Genomic DNA, 19,430 nt, shown 5'->3' on the forward strand with positions numbered 1-19,430 from the left:
CAGCTGGTACGTAATACTCCTACCTCGGCTAAGGATGAACATGTCGGAGAACGGAACCGCCGCTTCGAACAGGCGCTCGCTGAGTGACCTGGCCAGTCTCACCCCAGTGGAACTCCAGCAGTTTCTGGATCAGGTGAAGGACACGTCGGAAGGGCAAGTCCTTGGCACCATGGACTCTTTGACCACGACGATCATGACGTCCATCGAATGATGGGATCCTCCGCACGATATGGCCATACGTTCTGGCTCGATCTTTCGGCTCTGTCTCCATTTCGGGGGTAGTGGCTGTTTGATCATGCTGAGAGAAGGATGCGGCGTCGGAGTGGGCCGAAGGTGGCTCGGCCGTACATCTGTCTCTTCAGCATTTTGATTCTAGTGACGTTGCCTTTGATTGCGCCGGATGTGTAGGTGGTGGTGAGGGCGGCTTGGATGGCTGCCTGGTCGCGTCGCATGCCGCTGGCCAGGGTGCGTAGTTCCCGTTTCGCCGTTGAGGCGGACGTCGGCGATCCGATTGATCGAGCGGAGCCTGTGTGGCGTGAGGCGGGCCGTGTCCGCGATGACGAACGTGTCGCGGGCATCGGTCTTGGCCTCGCTCGGATCGAGACCGGCGATCCGCGTCATCGTCAGCCCTGGCAGATAGGCCACCGGGCAGACCATGTCCCGGGCCTCTGCCAGCGGCAGAGCATCGATCGAGGCTGGCGGGTCCACGACTACCAGCTTGCCCCTTGTCCTTGGCGGGGCTGCTCGACGGCCTCTGACCCGTCGCCGCCTCGGTCGTATCCGGAGCGGACAGGTGACGTCTCTGACTGCGGCGATGAGCGGTGCGGTTCGCGGGAGCAGGGGAAGCGTTTTCGGCAGCTTCCACCAGAGAGATCTGACCTGCGGTGATGGGGTTTTTGCAAGCCCCAAGGCGACCACATCATGACCACTTCCCTCCAGCCCTCTCAGGTCCCCGCCCCGAAGGTCGTGAACGCCTTCGACACCGACGGATACGCCGTCATCCGCGACGCCATCACCCTCGAACTGCGCGACAGCCTGCTGACCGCCGCTCGCCGGCGACATCGCCCGAGGCCGCGACCGCGGCGGCGATGGCAAGGACGGCTTCTGCGGATGCCTCGCCCTCGACCGCGCCTTCCTCCCGCTCCTGGCCAACCCCTGCACCCTCCCCACCGTCGTCGAGCTCCTCAGCCCCAACCTGCACCTGCTCTCCGCCCACCGCATAGCACTTCCCTCCGGCCGGCCACGCACCATCCGCACCCCCGCGCACCCCGGATGGCACCGCGACATGTACGGAGTGACCACCGACCTCGAACTCGCCCACACCCCCCCCGCATGGCCATCAAAGTCGCCCCTACCTCACCCCCATCACGGACGACTGCGGACTCACGATGTTCCTGCCGGGCAGCCACACCCTCACCCACGAACCCGCCATCCCCGCCGGCACGATCGATCCCCCCGGCGCCCTCACCCCTGCCCTCACCGAAGGCGACGCCGTCCTCCTCGAGAACCGCACCTGGCACGCTGGCGGCGTCAACCTCTCCGGACACCTCCGCATCGCCCTGATGTTCCAGTACGGCTACCGCTGGCTCCACCCCGTCGACGACCCGGCCACCGACCTGATGACAGACCCCACGACCAACCCCATCGTGCGGCAACTCCTCGGCATGCCCGACCACAACGAAGACGGCTCACTAGCCAAAGGTGCCGGCGCCGCGCCATTGAAGAATTGGCGGTCATCGCGACTACACACCCCTCCACCGGGCCCGAATTGAGGGCCTGGCCGTCTCCGGCTCCTGCAGCGAGAGGATGTCTGATCAAGACAGTACCTGTCCTAGATTAGGGCGTACTCGAAGTCGCCTGCAGCCTTGTATGCCTCCGCCGCCTACGAACTTCACGCTAGATTCACCGAGGGCAGACCGTGCCGCCTTGATGACAACAATCGTAGGGATGGACTTCGGGTCAGCCTCAGCGAACTGGTTCTGGCTGTGTTCGAAGATGTCGCCGAGGAATTTTCGGCCACAGGAGGCACTGTGGAAGACCTACAACCCGTTGGCGCCCCTTTGCAGCCTCATCGGTCGCCCCTCCGGTGGCCAGCCGGTGGCCGGACGCCTTTGGACGACGAAATACGAGGTAGCACAGGTCAAGCAGCCGAACATGCACTGGTCAGGCAAAACGTCACTCGGCAACACGACCGGGCACCAGGCGGCACGATCGCTCACGGTCTTGTAATGCGTAGGTCGTCGGTTCGAATCCGACAGGGGGCTCTGCGTGAACCCCAGGTCAGACAGCTTCTGGCCTGGGGTTCTCTGCTGCTCGACGCATGACGTGAGGGGCGGTCGAGGAGCCGTGGGTCGACTTGCGTGAGCGATGCCGTGAGCGGAGGGGGCCAGGGCTTACGGGGTGCGCCTGCTCCGCTTGGTGATCTGGCCCCTCCGTTGGTCTCGGCCGGCGCCCTTTCCCGCTTGAGCTACTGGGCCACGGTGGCGTACCGAGTGTCTGCCGTACCGCGCTCGTGAAGCGTTCCCGACTGAGTTCCCGGGCCTGCTTGTTGCGCGTGAGGACAGCCACCATCGCGGATGCCTCTTCCATCGTCCCCGACAGGCGCGCGAGATTCTCCTCCGGTGCTCCCCGCGCTTCCCCGAAAGCGTGACGGTACTGCTCGATGCTCCTCATCACCTCGCCCAAAAGGGGGTGACCATCAAGATCTCGTAACCTCCTGTTCCAGACCCTGCTCCTCGGCATGAGCGTCTCGCTGACGAAGTCGCCCGTTCCCAGCGTTTCCCCGCTCGGCCTCATCGCGATCGGCTTTCCCGAACCGGCCCGTGACCGGGCACCAGGGCTGGTCCCGGCATGTGCTCCCTGGACGCCCGGTTGTACAGCTCGTCGACGTGATATCCGTGTCGCGCCGACAGGGCCGGCAGTACCGAACCCGGCCCGGCACAGACGGCGAGCAGCGGCCGCCGGTTCAGTACGGGAATCGGCGCTGGTGGGACCTGGGGAGATACCGGCGCATATCTGGTCGTCGTCGCCACGTGTCCACACTCTCTTCTGTTTGTGGGTCCGGCGGACCGGATTGTCTCGGCTCCGTCGTGGCCGGGCGACCATGTTGAATTCTGGGAAAAGCTGTCTGCTGCGGCCCGGTGCGCGGCAGCGGGCACGGCCGGGGCGCCGCGGCCCCGTGCCTCTGTGATCAGAGTGGGGCGAGGACCATGAGGACCTCGTCACGGGTGTCGTCGGGGGCGAGCCGGAGGGCTCCGGGCCAGCGACCGACCTCGCGCCATCCGAGCCGCTCGTAGAAGTTCTCCAGCCCTTCGCCTCCCCTGGCGGCGAGATGCAGCTGCTCCAGCCCCAGCTCGTCCCGGGCGATCTTCCGGAGCTCATGGACCAGGGCGACGCCGATGCCTCGTCCGCGCCAGTGGGGATGGGTCTGGAGGTGGTGAACGGTGCCCCAGTGCCCGACGAGTCGGTAGGGGTCACGGTTGAGGACGACCCATCCGGCGAGGACGTTGTCACTCCTGGCGATGAGGAGTCGGCTCTGCTGTGGGTCGAGGCGGCCGAGGAGCTTGTCCGCGACAGGCACGACGTCGTCCGCACCGACAGGCGGGAACGGAAAACCTGCGGCGCCTCCCGCGTTGGTGACGGCGATCCAGCAGTCGATCAGCTCCTGTCGGAGTTCGGGGTGGACGTCGTGCGGATCGGTGATCTGGACGAAATCGAAGAGGGTTTCGTGCGGCATGCGAAGGAGCCTGTCAGAGGGGTCCGACAAGGGCGCCGTGATCAGGAATCCTTGGTTCGTCGGAGACTTCGGCGCCGACTTCGGCGGGGCGTCCTCGGTGCCGGCGTTCTGTCCGGCCGTCCTCCGCCGCTACTCGTACGTCTCCTTCCAGCGAGCCCGGTGCCGGCGGTCCCCTTGCCCCGAGCCGTTCACCGCGCCGAGTGACACCAGCGACGCACCGTTGTTCCACAGCCCGAGGTGGTCACGGTGGACGGCGAGGACGTCGTTCTCCGTGGCGAAGTTCTCAGCCGGCCCGCTGAAGTACGTCGTGGCCACGAAGATCGCCACGTCGGCCTTGAAGTGCACTCTCGCCCCGAGAAGGTCACGGACCTCCCGGCTCGGGATCTTCTTCCTGGGCGTGTAGCGCTTGCACTGGATCACCATGCTGCGGCCGTCGGGAAGCCGCCCCAGCACGTCGGCCCCGTTGTCGTGGGAGCCGCCGACCCTCCGTACTCCGGTGCAGCCGTCCCGTCGGCAGAGTTCCACGACGAAGTCCTCGAACTCCGTCCCCGTCATCACATCGACCTCGGCGAGCGTCCGGTGCCCGGCCTTCACCGCCTCGTCCTGTCGCCATCGCCGGTCACCACCCTTGATCAGCCGGTCCGTACGCCACAGCCACCACCCGCCGGCGGCGGCGCCGCCGAGAACGAGCGCGCCCACGAGATACGGCCAGATCACCGCCCGGAACACCACGAGCAGGAGGACGGTCACGCCCCCACCGACGAGGCCGGTCCTGAGCTGCCGCCGGCGACGCTTCCACGCGGCCGGTCCTCGTCGCTTCCTTGCCCTTGCCATGATCCTCCCCGGGTCCGGACAGCAGTCTCGGGATGCGCCGGGGAGGACCGTAAGGGCGCCCGTCGGCCACTGGCCGACATCCGATGGCCCCGCCGCTACGAGCGAGTCGTGCGGGCGAAGATCCAGCGGTTGACCGCCAGGGCGTCGTCGGGTTCGGGGAGGGGGCCGCGGCCGTGGTGGCGGGTGAAGTCGTACGGGGTGCGGACCGATACCGACCAGCGGCGCCGGGTGAGTTCGGCGGCCGAGTCGGGGCGGGGGTCCGGGTCGAAGAGGGCCGGCATGTCGACGGCGATGCGTTGCTTCGCCGTGGTGTAGACGGGACTGGCGAGTACCTCCGGTGACTCGGTCACCCGTTTGATCTCGTACGCCAGTGTGCTCCCGGCCGCGCTCAGCCGGTCCACCGTCGCCATGAGCCGGCGCTCGGCCGCCGCCGGGAGGTACAGCAGCAGCCCCTCGGCGAGCCAGGCGGTCGGTACGGCCGGATCGAAGCCGGCGCCGGTCAGGGCGTCGGCCCAGTCGTGCCGCAGGTCGGCCGCGAGCGGTCGGCGGTCGGCCGCGGGGACGGCCCCCGACCGGTCGAGCACCGCCTGTTTGAAGGCCAGGACCGCCGCGGTGTCGATCTCGTGGACCACGCAGCCGGGCGGCCAGCCGAGCCGGAACGCCCGGGAGTCCAGGCCCGCGCCCAGCAGCACCACCTGGCGTACGCCGGCCGCCGTCGAGCGGAGCAGATGGTCGTCCAGGACCCGGGTGCGCAGACCGAAGTACCGGCCGAGCCGGTCCCAGAGGGGGTCCGCGCCGTCCCCGGGCACCTGGTCGGGCCTGACCGGCCAGCCCGCCGAGGCCGGTGCCGCCCGGACGAAGTGCTCGGCCAGCTCGTCCCGTACCAGGGAGTCGGGGCGGTGGGTCTCGATGGCGCGGGCGGCGGCCACCATGAGGGCGGTCCTGCCGACGCCCTCCGCCACACCGGGGTCCAGTTCGGGGGCGCCGGCCACGGTCACCGCGTCACGCGCCCGGTCAGGTGGTCCCCGGCGATGCCGGCCTTCTCGGGGCGGTAGTAGTCCCTGATCCCCTCCGCCCAGACGTCCACCGCGATGCGGTCGTCGTCCGTGGGCCCGAAGGCGTCGAACAGCGCCTCGATGTTGGGCCGTTCGAAACCGATGGCGATCATCAGGTCCCTGAAGACGGGCCGGGCGACGAAGCCGTCCCCCTCCGGGGAGCCGAGCGCGGCGAGCGCGACGGCGAACGCGTCGATCGTCGCCTCGAACCGCTCCGGCGAGAGGACGCAGGCGGTGAACTCCTCCCGGCTGACCCGCCCGTCGTCATCGGCGTCCAACTCGGTGACGAGCGTGGTCCAGTAGCGGTGGAAGGCGTCGAGCAGCGCGCTCTTCCCGGCGTCGCCCGAGGCCGTCGCCGCCTCGGCCACCCGCCTGCCCATCAGGTCGAAGTCGCCGGCCTCCAGGTAGCCGTTCCCGTCCGCGTCGAAGAGTGAGAAGACGAGCTCGACCCGGTCGGTCGCCTCAACGGTACGCATGACGCTCACCTCTGCTTTCCGGTCCTCCGCGGCCCGTGTCCGGGCGCGACTTCACTATCCGGGCGGTGCGGGGGCGGCGGCGCGGAAAAGCGGTCGTGTGCACACCATCGGGGGGCATCGAGGGGACCGGCGCATGAAACGCCGCGGCCCCGGAATGCGGACACACCCGTCTCCCCGGCCGCACGTAGCATCGCGGGTACGGGGCCGCCGACCCGCCGCGGAACCGATGCTTCCACTGCTACCACCCGGAGGACCTCCACCATGGCACCACCCGGCCTGCTCGCGGATCCGGCCTTCCTCGCGTTCTGGGAGGAGCGGCACGTGTGCCTGCTCGCCACGCGCCGGCCGGACGGTACGACGCATCTGGTGCCCGTCGGCGTCACCTACGACCCCGAGGCGGGCCTCGCCCGTGTCATCACCGGCGGTGGGACGACGAAGGCCAGGAACGTCGTCGCGGCCGGTCCGGACGCGTACGTCGCGGTCAGCCAGGCCGACGGAGCCCGATGGGCCACGCTCGAAGGGACCGCCGTGGTCAGCCGCGACCCGGAGGCGGTCGCCGAGGCGGAACGGCGCTACACCCGGCGCTACAAGCCGCCCCGGGTCAACCCGGAGCGGGTGGTCATCGAGATCACCGTGACCAGGGCCATGGGCCGGGTCTGAGGGAGGCGCCGTACGGCTGGGGAGGGTTGGCGCCCTGGAGCGCCGACCGCCGCGACAGGCCCGGGCAGGCTCTAGCCCGGGCAGGCCCTAGCCCGGGCAGGCCCTAGCCCGGGCAGGCCCTAGAGCGGGAGCGTGATGCAGATGCTCTTGCCGCCGCCGTCCCCGTCCTGGTGTACGGCCGCGCTGCCCGCGAGGCTCGACGTGAGTTCGGCGACGGTGGCCAGCCCCGTGCTCGCGCCGCCCGTGGCCGCACCCGCGGTGGTGCCGGTGGGAGTGGTGCGGAGGGTGGGCTGGTAGGGGTGGCGGTCGTGGACGGCGAAGACGAGGGTGTCATAGCCCGCCGCGTAGCTGACGGTGACGTGGGGGGAGTGGGACGCGGCGTGCCGGACGCTGTTCGTGACCAGTTCGCTCAGGATCAGCAGGGCCGGGTCGACCGCGGGGTGGTGCGGGCTGATGCCCCACTCGGCTAGGAGCTGCTGGGTGGTCTCGCGCGCCGTGCGTACGGACGCGGGTCTGGCGGGCAGGGTCAGTACGTGGCGGTGGGGCAGCGGGGCGATGCGGCGGGTCACCGGACCTCCGCCTCCCGCAGTTCCTCCAGGAGTTGGTGCTGACCGGCCAGCATCTCGGTGAGGATCCGCCGCGCGGCCCGCAGCAGCTCCGCGACGTCTCCGCCCGCCAGTTCGTAGACGACGGTCGGGCCCTCGCGGCTGGAGGTGACGATCCCGGAGCGGCGCAGCACCGCCAGTTGCTGGGAGAGCGCGGAGGGCTCGATCTCGATCGCGGCGAGCAGGTCCCGTACGGGCAACGGGCCGTCCTGCAGGAGTTCCAGCACCCGGATGCGCACCGGGTGCCCCAGCATCCGGAAGAACTCCGCCTTCGCCTGGTACAGCGGAACCCCCACGAAACCCTCGCTCTCCCTCCGGCCGCACCGCTCCCACGGCGGGGCGCGCGGCCCGTACAGCATGTAGGCAATTGCAGAAGTTTGCAATTCCTGGGGAAGGGTCAACGGGCTGAGGAATTACGGGACCAGGGGGTTACGGGGGTGGAGGGGTGCGGGGTTACGGGGCCGCGAGGGGCCGGGTGTTCCGGGACCGCCGGGTACGCGTGGCGGTCCCGGTGCGACGCCGCCGCGCGGGGCGGGCGGCCCGGGGCGGTCGGGCCGGGCGGTTCGCAGGCCGGGTCGGTCCCAGGACTTCCCCGGGTCTTCCCCGGGGCGGTCCGCGGGGTGGGTCAGTCCGAGGACTTCTTGTCCTGGAGGCCCTCCAGGAAGTCCTTCGCCTTGTCGACGCCGGTGTCGAGGTGGTCGCTGTACTTGCCGTCGGTCTTGTCGTCGATCACGTCGGCGACCTTCTCCAGTCCGTTGCCGATCACCTCGCCATGCTCGCTCGCGAGGTCCGTGGCCTTGTCCTTCAGGTCCTTCAGCGCGTCAAACATGGGGCCGACCTCCGGTGTGAGCTGCCCAAAGCCATTGTCAACACTGGATCATATCGACCCCGGCGCGCGCGGATACGGTGTATGGCCGGGACCGGCCGGTTCAGTGGCCGGGGCAGCCGAGCCAGTAGCCGAAGCCCCGGTGTGTGTGCACCAGCGCGGGCTCTTCCTGGTCCACCTTCTGCCGCAGCCGCGAGACGAGTTTCTCGATCGCCTGTCCGGCCCGGAACTCGCCCCAGACGTGCCGGCTGATCTGCTCCTTCGACAGGACGCGCTCCGCGTTGGCCATCAGGTGGTGCAGCAGCCGGTACTCGGCGGGTGTGAGGCCGAGCGGCCGGGGCCCGCGCCGGGCGCGGCACGTGGCGTCGTCCAGGACCAGGTCGCCGTAGCAGGGCGGCCCCTCGTACCGGTCGGGACGGCGGGCGCCCAGCAGGGCCTCGGCCCTGGCCAGCACCTCGGCGATCCGTACCGGCTTGGTGACGTAGTCCTCGGCCCCCGGACTCAGTTCGCGGGCGAGACGGGGGAGCGCGTCGCACGCGGCCAGGAAGAGCAGCGGAGGGCGGTCCGCCGGTACGACACGGCGCCCCCGCGCGAAACCCGCCAGGTCCGGCAGCGTGGCGTCCCAGACGACCAGATCGAAACGGTGCTGTGTGAGCCGTACCATCCCTTCCGCGCCGGTGTATGCGGTGCCGACCCGGTAGCCCGCCAACTCCATGGTGGTGGCGAGCAGTTCGCTGACACCGGGGTCGTCCGCGACAACCAGGACGTGCTGCCCGCCGGCTCGGCGCGGCGAGGGTTTCTCTTCGAGGCTGCTCTGCATGACAAGGCCATTCGTGTAAGAGGGGCCGGTAAGGCGACCGGTGAGAAGGCCGGTGAGAAGGCCGGTGAGGCGACCGGTAGGAGGGCCGGTAGGAGGGCCGGTCCGCGCGGGGCGCGGTTCCGGCGTCAGGCGGGGGGCCGGGCATCGGCACGGTGCTCGGAGCTGTCCTCGGAGCCGGCGGTGAAGTCGTCGACCAGCCGGCGGAAGAGGGCGGCGAACTGCCGCAGTTCCTCCGGCGACCAGTCGGCCAGGGCCTCCGCCATGCTCCGGCGGCTCACCTCCCGTACGCGGTCGACCGCGGCCAGCCCGGTGTCCGTGAGCCGGATGCGCTGCGCGCGGCGGTCGGCCGGGTCGGGGGCGCGGAGCACGTAACCGCCCTGTTCCAAGTGGCGTAGCTGCCGGGCGACATGGGACGCCTCCACGGAGAGCCGGACCGCGAGGGCGCCGGGGCGCGGCGGTTCGGTGGCTGTGGCGAGGTGTCGCAGGATCGCCACGGCGGCCCGGTCGAGCGGCAGCCCGGTCCCGGCCTTCAGGTGTTCGTGCCGCCGGATCCGGCCGGTCAGATAGGTGAGGCGGGTGAGGCCGCGCTCGATCTCGTTCGTCAGGTCCGCCGGTACGGGTTGGCCCGGAGGCTCCGCCGCGGGTGGGGGTGTGGACATGGGACCACCGTAGAGCTACTTGCCTGAGTTAAGCAAGAGTGTCGATTTCCGGCCGCTGGTGCGGTTGCCGAAGGGTCGGCGTGGCTGTCGAAGGGTCGGTCACGGTTAAGTAAAGTTGCTTAAGTCAATCAATAGGAATATGGTTGCCTGAGTCAAGCAGGACGGGTGGGATCCCGTCCGACGGCTCTTCGACCGATGACTTCCGCGGAGGAAAACTTCCATGTCCGACACTCTTGCCCGACCCGTCCCCGGGGGCGCCGCCCCGCCGAGGGCGAACGCCGTGGTGGCGGTCCTGGCCTTCGCCGGAATCGTCGTCTCGCTGATGCAGACCCTGGTGATCCCGATCGTCCCGAATCTGCCCAAGTACCTCGACGCCCCGGCGTCGGACACCGCCTGGGCGGTCACCGCCACCCTGCTCGCCGCCGCCGTCGCCACCCCGGTCGCCGGGCGCATCGGTGACATGTACGGCAAGCGCCGGATGCTGCTGGTCAGCGTCGCCCTGCTGGTGACCGGATCGGTCGTCTGCGCGCTGAGCGACACCCTGGTCCCGATGATCGTCGGCCGGGTGCTCCAGGGCATGGCCGGCGCCGTCATCCCGCTCGGCATCAGCATCATGCGGGACGTGCTGCCCCCCGAGCGGCTCGCCGGGGCGACCGCGCTGATGAGCGCCTCGCTCGGGGTGGGCGGCGCGCTCGGCCTGCCCTCGGCCGCGCTCATCGCCGACCGGTTCGACTGGCATGTGCTGTTCTGGACCTCGGCGGCCCTCGGTGCCGTCGCCGCCGTACTCGTCGTGGTGCTCGTGCCCGAGTCCAAGGTGCGCACCGGCGGACGCTTCGACCTGCTCGGCGCTCTCGGACTGGCGGCCGGCCTGGTGACCCTGCTGCTGGGCATCTCCAAGGGCGGCGACTGGGGATGGACCAGCGGCACCGTCCTCGGTCTGTTCGCCTTCGCGGTCGTCGACCTGGTGGCGTGGGGCTTCTTCGAGCTGCGGACCGCGGAGCCGCTGGTGGACCTCCGTACCACCGCCCGCCGTCAGGTGCTCTTCACCAACCTCGCCTCGGTGGCGCTCGGTTTCTCGATGTTCGCCATGTCGCTGGTCATGCCGCAGGTCCTTCAGCTCCCCGAGGTCACCGGCTACGGCCTGGGCAAGTCGATGCTCTACACCGGCCTGGTCCTCGCCCCGCAGGGCCTGGTGATGATGGCGATGGCCCCGCTGTCCGCGGGCATTTCCAAGAGCAAGGGGCCGAAGGTCACCCTGATGATCGGCGCCCTCATCGTCGCCACCGGCTACGGCCTCAACATCCTGCTGATGTCCGAGGTGTGGCACCTCATCCTGGCCTCCTGTGTCATCGGCGCCGGTGTCGGCTTCGCGTACGGTGCCATGCCCGCCCTGATCATGGGCGCCGTGCCGCCGTCCGAGACGGCCGCGGCGAACAGCCTCAACGCCCTGATGCGGTCCATCGGTACGTCGTTCGCCAGCGCGGTCGCCGGTGTCGTCCTCGCCCAGATGACCATCACCCTCGGCACCACCGCCCTGCCCTCCGAGGACGGCTTCAAGGTGGTCATGGCGATCGGCGGCGGCGCCGCCCTCCTCGCCTTCGCCCTCTGCCTCTTCCTCCCGCGCCACCGCGCGGCCGCCCCGGCGGCGGGATCGGCCGCCGCGGGACACGCCGCCGAGCCGGCGGAGGTCTCCGGGGCGACGAAGTGATGCTGAGGGGGCAAGGGTCCGAGGGGCCGAGGGCTTCTTGACCTGAAGTTTGGTCGAGGTTCTACGTTCGTGGCGTACCGAACACCGCCCGACGACGGGAGCAACCTCATGATCCTCGTGACCGGCGCCACCGGAAACGTCGGCAGCGCCCTCCTCCGGCAGCTCCGGGCGGCGGGCGCGGGGCCGGTGCGCGCGCTCACCCGGGATCCCGAACGGGCCCGCGCCGGGGGCGGGATCCCGTACGGAGTCGAGGCGTTCGGCGGCGACCTCGCCCGTACGGAGTCGCTGGGGCCCGCGCTGGCCGGGGTGCGCGCGCTCTTCCTCGTGTCGCGCGTCGTGCCACGGGCCGGGGCGGACGCGGAGATCCTCGCGGCGGCCCGGGCGGCGGGTGTGGAACAGGTGGTGCTGGTGTCGTCCATCACCGCCCTGACCCACCCGCACCTGGGCCCCGCCCGGGAGAACCTGGCCGTCGAGCGCGCGCTCAAGGGGAGCGGCATGGAGTGGACGATCCTGCGGCCGACGCAGTTCGCCTCGAACGCCCTGCTGTGGGCGGACACCGTCCGCGTCCGCGGAACGGTCCGCGTGCCCTACGCGGACACCGGCCTCCCGACCGTCCACCCGGCGGACATCGCGTCGGTGGCCCGCGTGGCGCTGACCGGCCCGGGGCATCACGGGCGTACGTACGAGCTGACCGGACCGGCGCCTGTCTCGGCCCGGCAGCAGGTCGGGGACATCGGGGCGGCCCTGGGGCGGGACGTGCCGTGCGTGGAGACCGGCCGGCGGGAGGCACACCGCCGGCTGGCCGCCTTCTTCGGCAACGAGGCCGCGGACGCGGTGCTCGACGTGACGGGCGGCGACGTCAACGACGAGCTGCTGAAGGTGCGCGACACCGTCGTACGGACCACCGGCGCCCCCGCCAGGACGTTCCGGCAGTGGGCCGAGGAGAACGCCGCCGCCTTCCGGTGACCGGTCGCGGTACGCCACCGGCCGGTCGCCGGTGGGCCCGGGCCGTACGTCGCTCGCGGTCGTCAGATCAGGCCGGCGATGCTCGGTGGCGCGAAGAGGTGGCGGGCCCGGTGCTCCAGCATGAGTACGGCGGGGAACTGCTTGGCGCTGATGTCCGACACACACCGGTCGCAGCTCTCGTCCACGGCCGGGACATCCTGGGCGTGGTCGGTGGCGATGTGCCGCGCGAGCCGGATCTGCGTGGTCACCACGGTGTCCATGGGGTCGTAGTCGATGCCAGGTCCGCCCGCCGCGCGCGCCGCGTCCACCACTTCGGGGGCCCGTTTCATCGCCTTGTACAACACGGTGCACTCCGCGCAGCCCCACATCCAGGAGGGAGGGAGCGGCCAGTCCTCGGCGGATCGTTCGTCCTTGACGTGCTCTTCGGAGTGCTCGTCCTTGGAGTCCATGTCAGGCACCGTAGCGACAGGAAAGGGGCGCAGCCAGCAGATCGGCCGAATGTCAGTCGGATCGTCAGTCGGGGCGTCGGTCGGATCGTCAGTCGGGTCGTCCGGTGGTTCGTCAGCCGGTTCGTCAGGCGGGCAGGCCGCGCATCGCGACCCGTACCGCTTCCAGGAGGGTTTCCACGAGGTCGACATGGCGCGCCTCCGGGGGCGTCCAGGCGTACGCCCGGAGCGCCAGCTGGAGCGCGGAGAGCAGCATGCCCGCCTGCACGGTGGCGTCCAGCCCCGGTTCCGCGCGGCCCGAGCGGGCGGCGAGGGCGCGGGCGACGAGCGGCAGCGCGGCGAAGCTCTCGCGTATCCACACCGCGTGCAGACCGGGCTCGTCACGGGTCAGCCGCAGCGCGTCGAGAACGGCGAGCAGGGTCACCTCGCCGTTGCTGCCGGGCGGTGTCAGCCAGTCCTCGCCGTCGAAGGCGTCGAAGGCGTCGATGAGGGGGTGGTCCGGCGGCCAGGTGTCGAGCCGCCGGGCGATCCGCTCCGTACCGAAGGAGTAGAGGGGCGCGACGCACTCCTCCTTGGAGGTGAAGTGGCTCCACAGCGTGCTTGTCGGGATGCCGGCCGAGTCGGCGATGTCGGCGAGGGAGGTGTGCTCGACCCCCTTGGCCGTGAACAGTTCGGTGGCGGCGCGGGCGATTTCCAGCCGGTGCCCGGCCCGTACCGGCGCCGCCTGCTGGACCGCCGCTGTCCGACCAGCGCTCATGCTTACACTCCATCGTCCGGGAACCACGGGACCAGCGTAGTCGGACCGTCATGACCAGTTCAGGGCCGGTCCGTTGGTCGCGTCCCGCCCGTCTCCCGCTCGTCGGCCGCTTCCTCACCCCGCGGCAGGCGGTGACGCGCGCCGCCGCCCGGTTCGCCGGGCCGGTCGAGCACGCGGAGCCCGGAGCCACGTTCACCGTCGGCCGGTCCGGCGCCTCCTGATCCGGCGCCCGGCACGGCGCCCGGCACGGCGCCCGGCACGGCACCCGCGCCGGTGCCCGGCCGGGCACCCGGTCCGTCGGCCGCCGGACCGGCCGGCCAGGCGGAAGGTGGCGGGCCGGCCCGCCACCCGCGTCAGCGGGTAGCACGCGAGACCGATGAGCACGGCCGCGAAGTGGCCCAGATCGGTGAAGGAACGCCCGACGAACAACGGCGTGCCGAAGAAGATCAGGACCACCGCGAGATACGGCAGGTGCCAGGGCCGGGGAATCCGGTACGCCAGAACGCCGATCACCCCGGCGAGCGCGTAACTCACCCCGACGTCCAGGGTGTTGACCGCCGACTGCGGCGCGTTCCCGTGGCGGACGGCCCAGCCGAGGATCCCCTCGCTGATCAGCGAGGCGCCGACATGGGCGAGGAGGACGACCGCGAGCCAGCGCAGCGTCCCGAGCCACCGCTCGGCCGGGGCGTGGAACACCGTGTAGAGCACGGCGTACGGGAGCCACGTACCGCCGTCGATCCAGAACGCGCTGGCGATGAGGACCCGGAGCGGGTCGGTGGACAGCTCGTGGATGTTGGTCGAGCGCTGCCGCAGGAAGTCCTCCTCGAAATCCGGCGACATCTGGTGCAGCGCGACCGTCGTGACGAAGAGCGCGGCCAGCCAGAGATAGGTGCCGGGAGCACTCGTGATCCAGCCGCGGATCCTGGCCCAGGCCTTGAGAAAACGGCGCATGGGGCGATTCACCCACGGCTCTAGGATCGGAGCCGTGATTGACATCCCGGAGGAGTTCGCGGAAAGGCAGGCGACGTGGCACGGCCCCGAGGGCCGGGCGTTCGTCGCCGCTCTGCCGGGCATGGCCGCCGAACTGCTGGCGCGCTGGCGGCTGCGGGTCGACGGCCCCTCGCTGAGCGGCAGATGCGCGCTGGTGCTGCCGGTGGCGGATGAGGACGGCACGCCCGCGATGCTCAAACTCCAGGCGGTGGACGACGAGACGGCCGGCGAGCCGGTGGCGCTGCGCGCCTGGGGCGGCGACGGCGCCGTACGGCTGCTGCGGTACGACGGTACGACGGGCGCCCTGCTGCTGGAGCGGCTGGGCACCCGCGACCTCGAAACGCTGGAACCGCGGGCGGCCATGCCGGTCCTCGCCGGGCTGCTGGCCCGGCTGAGCGCGGCGCCCGCCCCGCCGGAGCTGCGCCGCCTCGGGGACATCGCGGCGCGGATGCTCGACGAGACACCCGCGCGGGCGGCGGCCCTGCCGGCCGGTCCCGACCGGCGGCTGGTGCTGGACTGCGCGGCGGCGGTACGGGAGGTCGCGGACGCGCCCGGCGACCGGCTGCTCCACTGGGACCTGCACTTCGAGAACATCCTCGCGGCGGACCGGGAACCCTGGCTGGCGATCGACCCGAAGCCCCTGGCGGGCGACCCGGGCTTCGAGCTGATGCCCGCGCTGCGCAACCGCTTCGACCCGGACGACACCCTGTGGCGCTTCGACCTGCTGACGGAGACGCTGGGCCTGGACCGGGGCGCCGCCAGGGCCTGGACGCTGGGGCGCGTCCTCCAGAACCTGCTCTGGCAGCTGCGGGAGGGGGACCGGGAGCTCGATCCCGTGCAGGTGTCCATCGGCCGGGCGCTGCTGGCGCGCTGACCGGGGGAGAGGGCAAGCTGGGCACATGATCCGCACCGCCACACCCGCCGACATACCGGTGATCCACGCGATGATCCGGGAGCTCGCGGAGTACGAGAAGGTCCCGCACGAGGCGCGCGCGACCGAGGAACAGCTCCACGAGGCGCTCTTCGGGGAGCGCCCCGCGGCCTTCGCGCACCTCGCGGAGACGGCGGACGGCGAGCCGGTCGGGTTCGCGCTCTGGTTCCTGAACTTCTCCACCTGGCGTGGGGTGCACGGCATCTACCTGGAGGACCTGTACGTACGCCCCGACCGCCGGGGCGGCGGCCACGGCAAGGCGCTGCTGGCGGAGCTGGCCCGGATCTGCGTGGAGCGCGGCTACGAGCGCCTGGAGTGGTCGGTGCTCGACTGGAACGAGCCGTCGATCGCCTTCTACCGGTCCCTGGGGGCGCTCCCGCAGGACGAGTGGACGGTGTTCCGGCTGACGGACGCGGCGCTGGCCGCGCTGGGGCGCGGCTGACTCACCCGCGACCCGGGACGACGGCCGGGGCGGTGCCCGCGCTCCGCTCCCGCCGGCGCGGTGCGTCCGCGGTGACCAGCACCATCGCGAGGATCGCCGCCACCACCAGGATGAGCGCCGCCCAGCCGATGGCGACCGTGAAGCCGTGGACCGTCCCCGTCTTCACGAGCGCGGTCCGCTCCGCCGGGGTGAGCCCGCCCGCGCGCGCCGCCGCCGCGAGGCGGCCGGTCAGATAGGCGGTGGTGCTGGTCGTCGCGACCGTGTTGAGCAGCGACGTACCGATGGAGCCGCCGACCTGCTGCGCCGTGTTGACGGTCGCGGAGGTCACCCCGGCGTCCTTCGGCGCGACCCCTGACGTGGCGACCGACATGACGGGCAGGAAGGTCAGCCCCATGCCGAGGCCGAGCATCAGCGTGCCGGGCAGGATGTGGGCCGCGTAACTGGAGTGCGGGTCGATGAAGGTGAGCGTGAACAGCCCGCCCGCCGCGAGCAGCAGTCCGGGCCCCATGAGCAGGCGCGGCGGTACGAAGTGCAGCAGCCGGGCGGCGATCTGCGTCGAGCCGATGATGATCATCGCGCACATCGGGAGGAAGGCCAGACCGGTCCTGAGCGGCGAGTAGCCGAGGATGTTCTGCAGGAAGAACGTCAGGAACAGGAACAGCCCGAACATGCCGATCGTCGTCAGGCACATGGTGAGGACGGAGCCGCCCCGGTTGCGGTCGTGGATGACGTGCGGCGGCAGCAGCGGGCTCGGCGCGCGGGTCTGCCACCAGGCGAACACGGTGAGGAGCGCCACGGCGCCGCAGAGCAGGCCGAGGACGAGCGGGGACGACCAGCCGGAGGACTGGGCCTCGCTGAAGCCGTAGACGAGGGCGACGAGCCCGCCGCAGCCGAGGAGGACGCCGGGGATGTCGAGGCGCGACTCCTTGTGCCCGGCCCGGTCGTGGAGCAGGGTGAACGCGCCGGTGACGGCGACCACGGCGATGGGGACGTTCACGTACAGGCACCAGCGCCAGGACAGGAACTCGGTGAGTACGCCGCCGAGCAGCAGCCCGATGGCGGCCCCGCCGCCCGCGATGGCGCTGTAGATCCCGAACGCCTTCGCGCGTTCCCTGCCGTCGCGGAAGGTGGTGGTGAGCAGGGAGAGCGCGGAGGGCGCGAGGATCGCCGCGAACGTGCCCTGGAGGGCGCGGGCGGCGAAGAGCATGGAGGGTCCCTGCGCGGCGCCGCCGAGCGCGGAGGCGGCGGCGAAACCGATGAGGCCGATGATGAAGGTGCGCTTGCGCCCGACGAGGTCGGCGATCCGGCCGCCGAGCAGCAGCAGCCCGCCGAAGGCGAGGGTGTAGGCGGTGATCACCCACTGCCGGTTGCCGTTGGTGAGCCCCAGCTCGCGCTGGGCGGAGGGCAGGGCGATGTTCACGATGGTGGCGTCGAGCACGACCATGAGCTGCGCCATCGCGATGACGGCAAGGCCCCACCAGCGGTGGGCCTCGGGATCGGTGTCGGAGGTACCGGGCCGGCCGCCGGATCCCGAGCCGTCCCGGCCGCCGGATCCCGATCCGGCCGGGACGTCGGCCCCCGAGTCGGCCCGGGCTCCGTATCCCGAGCCGGCCCGGGCGCCCGAGCCGTCCGGGGTGCCAGGCCCTGAGCCGTCCGGGGCGCCGGGTGTCGCCGGGTCGCTCATCGCGTACTTCCCTCGCAGTGGCTCCGCAGCGGCGCCGCATGAGGATCACTGCGCAGTTCTCCGCAGAAATATCTGGATGATCCATGGCGAGCTCGGACAATCTCTGGACAGGAGACCACGGATCCGCCCCGCCCGCCTCTCGTACGTCGGGGGGCACGGCGGACCGTACGGTACGGGAGGCACGGCATCCGGAAGCGCGCACGTCCCAGCCGTGGTGTAGCCCGCTGCACCATCGGTTCGGGAGCGAGGTCCCTCGTGGGGGCGCGGGCGCGCCGGGAGGGTTGAAGGCAGCGGGTTCACCGCCTCCGAACGCACCGTTCGCCGCCCCCGAGCATCCAGGGAAACGTCATGAAGTCGCTGCTCTCCTCCCGTCCCGTCCTCTGGTTCCTCTTCCTGTTCAACCTGGCCGTAGCCGTGATCGCCCCGCTTGTCGTGGACGGAGCGCAGGGCGTCGCGACCGCCATCGGTATGGGCCTTGTGGCGCTCGGGGCGTGGATCGGCCTGCTCCGCGGCGCCGAGCGGCGCGGAGCCTCGCCCTCCTGACCCTGCCCGGGCACACCGGCCCACCCTCGGCCCCGGAGGCAGCGTGCTCGACCTCGGGTGCGGTTCTGGAGGGACGCCGCGCACCTCACCAGCCCTCGCCACCCTCATCCGCGAGGGACGGCCGCCTCGGGCGCGCGGGGGTTCCGGTGTCGGTACGTGTACCTGGGCCACCCTGGTGCACACCCCGCGCCGCTGGGCCGCCTGACCGCGTGTCAGGGACGGTCGGGCAGGAAGCCGGGGGCAACTACGGTTCCAGGACCACCTTGCCCATCGTGCCGCGCGTCTCCAGCGCGCCGTGTGCCCACGCCGCGTCGGCCAGCCGGAAGCGCTGTACGGCGGGGCGCAGGCGGCCGGCCGCCGCCTCTGCCAGGGCGCGTTCCTCCAGGACGCGGAGGTCGCCGCCCGCCTTCCGGATCATGACAGGGCCCAGTACGGACTCGGAGGTGATGCCGCGCTCCGCCAGCTCCTCCTCCGTGAAGGTGAGCGGCGAGCCGTCGAGCAGCCCTTCCCCCGACCAGCCGAAGACGAGATGCAGCCCGCCCTCCGCGAGCAGATCCACCGCCGCGCGGCCCGTCGCGCCGCCGACCGAGTCGAAGACGACGGTGGCGCCCCGGCCGCCGAGCCGGTCGCGGAGGTGGGCGCGGACCTGTTCGGACCAGTCGGGGAGCGTGTAGTCGACGGCGAGGTCCGCACCGTTCGCGGCGGTACGGGCGACCTTGGCCGGGCCGCCCGCCAGGCCGATGACGGCGGCGCCCGCGTTCTTCGCGTACTGCACGAGCAGCGTGCCGATCCCGCCCGCGGCGGCCGGTACGACGGCGATGTCGTCCGGGCCGAGCCGGGTGAACTGGAGGATGCCCAATGTCGTACGGCCCGTGCCGATCATCGCGACGGCCTCGGCCTCGTCCAGCCCGGCGGGGATCTCGTGGAGCCGGGCGGCGTCGGTGACGGCGAGTTCCGCGTAGCCGCCCGGGACCATCCCCAGGTGTGCCACGACCCGCTTGCCGAGCCAGCTCGGGTCCGTGCCCTCGCCGAGTGACTCGACCGTTCCGGCGACCTCCCGGCCGGGGATCGTGGGCAGTTCGACGGGGGCGGGGTACGGGCCCGTCATGCCCTGGCGCAGCGCGGTGTCGAGGACATGGACCCCGGCGGCGGCCACGGCGATACGGACCTGGCCGGGGGCCGGGACGGGGTCCTGGGTGTGCTCGTACGTCAGGTTCTCGGCCGGGCCGAAGGCGTGGAGGCGGACGGCGTGCATGGCGGGCTCCCTGGGGTCGGTGGGCGGGCGCGCGTAC

At 71.4% G+C, this 19,430-nt stretch carries 23 protein-coding genes and 1 pseudogene; 9 read left to right on the top strand and 15 right to left on the bottom strand.

Going from position 1 to position 19,430, the window contains the following annotated elements:
* Window positions 1-40: 40 nt before the first annotated feature.
* A complete protein-coding gene (locus ACFXKG_RS13820; RefSeq protein ID WP_384837072.1) occupies window positions 41-211 on the top strand; it encodes a hypothetical protein in 171 nt (56 codons plus the stop codon).
* A gap of 302 nt (window positions 212-513) precedes the next feature.
* On the opposite strand, the pseudogene ACFXKG_RS13825 reads toward ACFXKG_RS13820, so the two are convergent.
* Window positions 514-717, bottom strand: a pseudogene (locus ACFXKG_RS13825) (transposase); the annotation flags it as partial.
* A gap of 671 nt (window positions 718-1,388) precedes the next feature.
* Here ACFXKG_RS13825 and ACFXKG_RS13830 point away from each other — a divergent pair.
* The gene (locus ACFXKG_RS13830; RefSeq protein ID WP_384837075.1) at window positions 1,389-1,772 is read left to right on the top strand and encodes a hypothetical protein; all 384 of its coding nucleotides are present in this window, start codon (window positions 1,389-1,391) and stop codon (window positions 1,770-1,772) included.
* A 1,418-nt stretch (window positions 1,773-3,190) separates the two neighbouring features.
* Here the strand turns inward: ACFXKG_RS13830 and ACFXKG_RS13835 are convergent.
* From ACFXKG_RS13835 to ACFXKG_RS13850, 4 genes are all read right to left on the bottom strand, one after another.
* Entirely contained in the window at window positions 3,191-3,736 is a 546-nt protein-coding gene (locus ACFXKG_RS13835; protein WP_384837078.1) for a GNAT family N-acetyltransferase, read from the bottom strand.
* A gap of 129 nt (window positions 3,737-3,865) precedes the next feature.
* A complete protein-coding gene (locus ACFXKG_RS13840; RefSeq protein ID WP_384837081.1) occupies window positions 3,866-4,570 on the bottom strand; it encodes a restriction endonuclease in 705 nt (234 codons plus the stop codon).
* Between the two features lie 95 nt (window positions 4,571-4,665).
* Window positions 4,666-5,562, bottom strand: coding sequence for an SAM-dependent methyltransferase (locus ACFXKG_RS13845; protein WP_384837084.1), 897 nt, complete (start codon window positions 5,560-5,562; stop codon window positions 4,666-4,668).
* 2 nt (window positions 5,563-5,564) lie between these two features.
* Window positions 5,565-6,101, bottom strand: a complete 537-nt coding sequence (locus tag ACFXKG_RS13850) for an EF-hand domain-containing protein (RefSeq protein WP_384837087.1) — start codon at window positions 6,099-6,101, stop codon at window positions 5,565-5,567.
* Window positions 6,102-6,362: 261 nt separating this feature from the next.
* Here ACFXKG_RS13850 and ACFXKG_RS13855 point away from each other — a divergent pair, with 261 nt between their 5' ends.
* Window positions 6,363-6,761 (top strand): pyridoxamine 5'-phosphate oxidase family protein, encoded by a 399-nt coding sequence (locus tag ACFXKG_RS13855; protein ID WP_384837090.1) that lies wholly within the window; start codon window positions 6,363-6,365, stop codon window positions 6,759-6,761.
* 119 nt (window positions 6,762-6,880) lie between these two features.
* Here ACFXKG_RS13855 and ACFXKG_RS13860 read toward each other — a convergent pair whose 3' ends face one another.
* The 5 genes from ACFXKG_RS13860 to ACFXKG_RS13880 form a co-directional block, all read right to left on the bottom strand.
* Complete coding sequence (locus ACFXKG_RS13860) at window positions 6,881-7,330, bottom strand: ATP-binding protein (RefSeq protein WP_384837093.1); 450 nt, start codon at window positions 7,328-7,330, stop codon at window positions 6,881-6,883.
* Complete coding sequence (locus tag ACFXKG_RS13865) at window positions 7,327-7,662, bottom strand: metalloregulator ArsR/SmtB family transcription factor (protein ID WP_365815349.1); 336 nt, start codon at window positions 7,660-7,662, stop codon at window positions 7,327-7,329. The genes ACFXKG_RS13860 and ACFXKG_RS13865 overlap by 4 nt, the downstream gene beginning before the upstream one ends.
* Before the next feature lie 329 nt (window positions 7,663-7,991).
* The gene (locus ACFXKG_RS13870) at window positions 7,992-8,195 is read right to left on the bottom strand and encodes an antitoxin (protein WP_365815334.1); all 204 of its coding nucleotides are present in this window, start codon (window positions 8,193-8,195) and stop codon (window positions 7,992-7,994) included.
* Between the two features lie 100 nt (window positions 8,196-8,295).
* Window positions 8,296-9,012 carry a response regulator transcription factor gene (locus ACFXKG_RS13875; protein ID WP_384837097.1) on the bottom strand — a complete coding sequence of 239 codons (717 nt, stop codon included), beginning with the start codon at window positions 9,010-9,012 and terminating at the stop codon, window positions 8,296-8,298.
* A 125-nt stretch (window positions 9,013-9,137) separates the two neighbouring features.
* Entirely contained in the window at window positions 9,138-9,671 is a 534-nt protein-coding gene (locus ACFXKG_RS13880; protein WP_384837100.1) for a MarR family winged helix-turn-helix transcriptional regulator, read from the bottom strand.
* Between the two features lie 220 nt (window positions 9,672-9,891).
* Here ACFXKG_RS13880 and ACFXKG_RS13885 point away from each other — a divergent pair, with 220 nt between their 5' ends.
* Together ACFXKG_RS13885 and ACFXKG_RS13890 are read left to right on the top strand one after the other, a co-directional pair.
* On the top strand, window positions 9,892-11,379 hold the full coding sequence (locus ACFXKG_RS13885) for an MFS transporter (protein WP_384837103.1): 1,488 nt from the start codon (window positions 9,892-9,894) through the stop codon (window positions 11,377-11,379).
* Between the two features lie 108 nt (window positions 11,380-11,487).
* Window positions 11,488-12,345, top strand: coding sequence for an SDR family oxidoreductase (locus ACFXKG_RS13890; RefSeq protein ID WP_384837106.1), 858 nt, complete (start codon window positions 11,488-11,490; stop codon window positions 12,343-12,345).
* Window positions 12,346-12,407: 62 nt separating this feature from the next.
* Here ACFXKG_RS13890 and ACFXKG_RS13895 read toward each other — a convergent pair whose 3' ends face one another.
* Together ACFXKG_RS13895 and ACFXKG_RS13900 are read right to left on the bottom strand one after the other, a co-directional pair.
* Entirely contained in the window at window positions 12,408-12,794 is a 387-nt protein-coding gene (locus ACFXKG_RS13895; RefSeq protein WP_384837109.1) for a hypothetical protein, read from the bottom strand.
* Between the two features lie 124 nt (window positions 12,795-12,918).
* Window positions 12,919-13,548, bottom strand: coding sequence for a TetR/AcrR family transcriptional regulator (locus ACFXKG_RS13900; protein WP_382886625.1), 630 nt, complete (start codon window positions 13,546-13,548; stop codon window positions 12,919-12,921).
* 50 nt (window positions 13,549-13,598) lie between these two features.
* On the opposite strand from ACFXKG_RS13900, the gene ACFXKG_RS13905 reads away from it, so the two are divergent.
* On the top strand, window positions 13,599-13,769 hold the full coding sequence (locus ACFXKG_RS13905) for a hypothetical protein (protein WP_384837113.1): 171 nt from the start codon (window positions 13,599-13,601) through the stop codon (window positions 13,767-13,769).
* On the opposite strand, the gene ACFXKG_RS13910 is transcribed toward ACFXKG_RS13905, so the two are convergent.
* Complete coding sequence (locus tag ACFXKG_RS13910; RefSeq protein ID WP_384837116.1) at window positions 13,741-14,499, bottom strand: rhomboid-like protein; 759 nt, start codon at window positions 14,497-14,499, stop codon at window positions 13,741-13,743. The genes ACFXKG_RS13905 and ACFXKG_RS13910 overlap by 29 nt on opposite strands.
* Between ACFXKG_RS13910 and ACFXKG_RS13915 the strand changes: the two genes are divergently transcribed.
* On the top strand, window positions 14,498-15,412 hold the full coding sequence (locus ACFXKG_RS13915) for an aminoglycoside phosphotransferase family protein (protein ID WP_384837119.1): 915 nt from the start codon (window positions 14,498-14,500) through the stop codon (window positions 15,410-15,412). The genes ACFXKG_RS13910 and ACFXKG_RS13915 overlap by 2 nt on opposite strands.
* A gap of 25 nt (window positions 15,413-15,437) precedes the next feature.
* Window positions 15,438-15,911: a GNAT family N-acetyltransferase gene (locus ACFXKG_RS13920; protein WP_384837122.1), complete on the top strand. Its 474-nt coding sequence runs from the start codon at window positions 15,438-15,440 to the stop codon at window positions 15,909-15,911.
* A 1-nt stretch (window position 15,912) separates the two neighbouring features.
* Here ACFXKG_RS13920 and ACFXKG_RS13925 read toward each other — a convergent pair whose 3' ends face one another.
* A complete protein-coding gene (locus ACFXKG_RS13925) occupies window positions 15,913-17,595 on the bottom strand; it encodes an MFS transporter (RefSeq protein ID WP_384837125.1) in 1,683 nt (560 codons plus the stop codon).
* 348 nt (window positions 17,596-17,943) lie between these two features.
* On the opposite strand from ACFXKG_RS13925, the gene ACFXKG_RS13930 reads away from it, so the two are divergent.
* Complete coding sequence (locus ACFXKG_RS13930; RefSeq protein WP_384837129.1) at window positions 17,944-18,138, top strand: hypothetical protein; 195 nt, start codon at window positions 17,944-17,946, stop codon at window positions 18,136-18,138.
* 244 nt (window positions 18,139-18,382) lie between these two features.
* Here ACFXKG_RS13930 and ACFXKG_RS13935 read toward each other — a convergent pair whose 3' ends face one another.
* Entirely contained in the window at window positions 18,383-19,393 is a 1,011-nt protein-coding gene (locus tag ACFXKG_RS13935) for a zinc-binding dehydrogenase (protein ID WP_384837132.1), read from the bottom strand.
* Window positions 19,394-19,430: the final 37 nt, after the last annotated feature.

It is taken from the genome of Streptomyces sp. NPDC059255 (genome assembly GCF_042752355.1).
Taxonomy (GTDB): Bacteria; Actinomycetota; Actinomycetes; order Streptomycetales; family Streptomycetaceae; genus Streptomyces.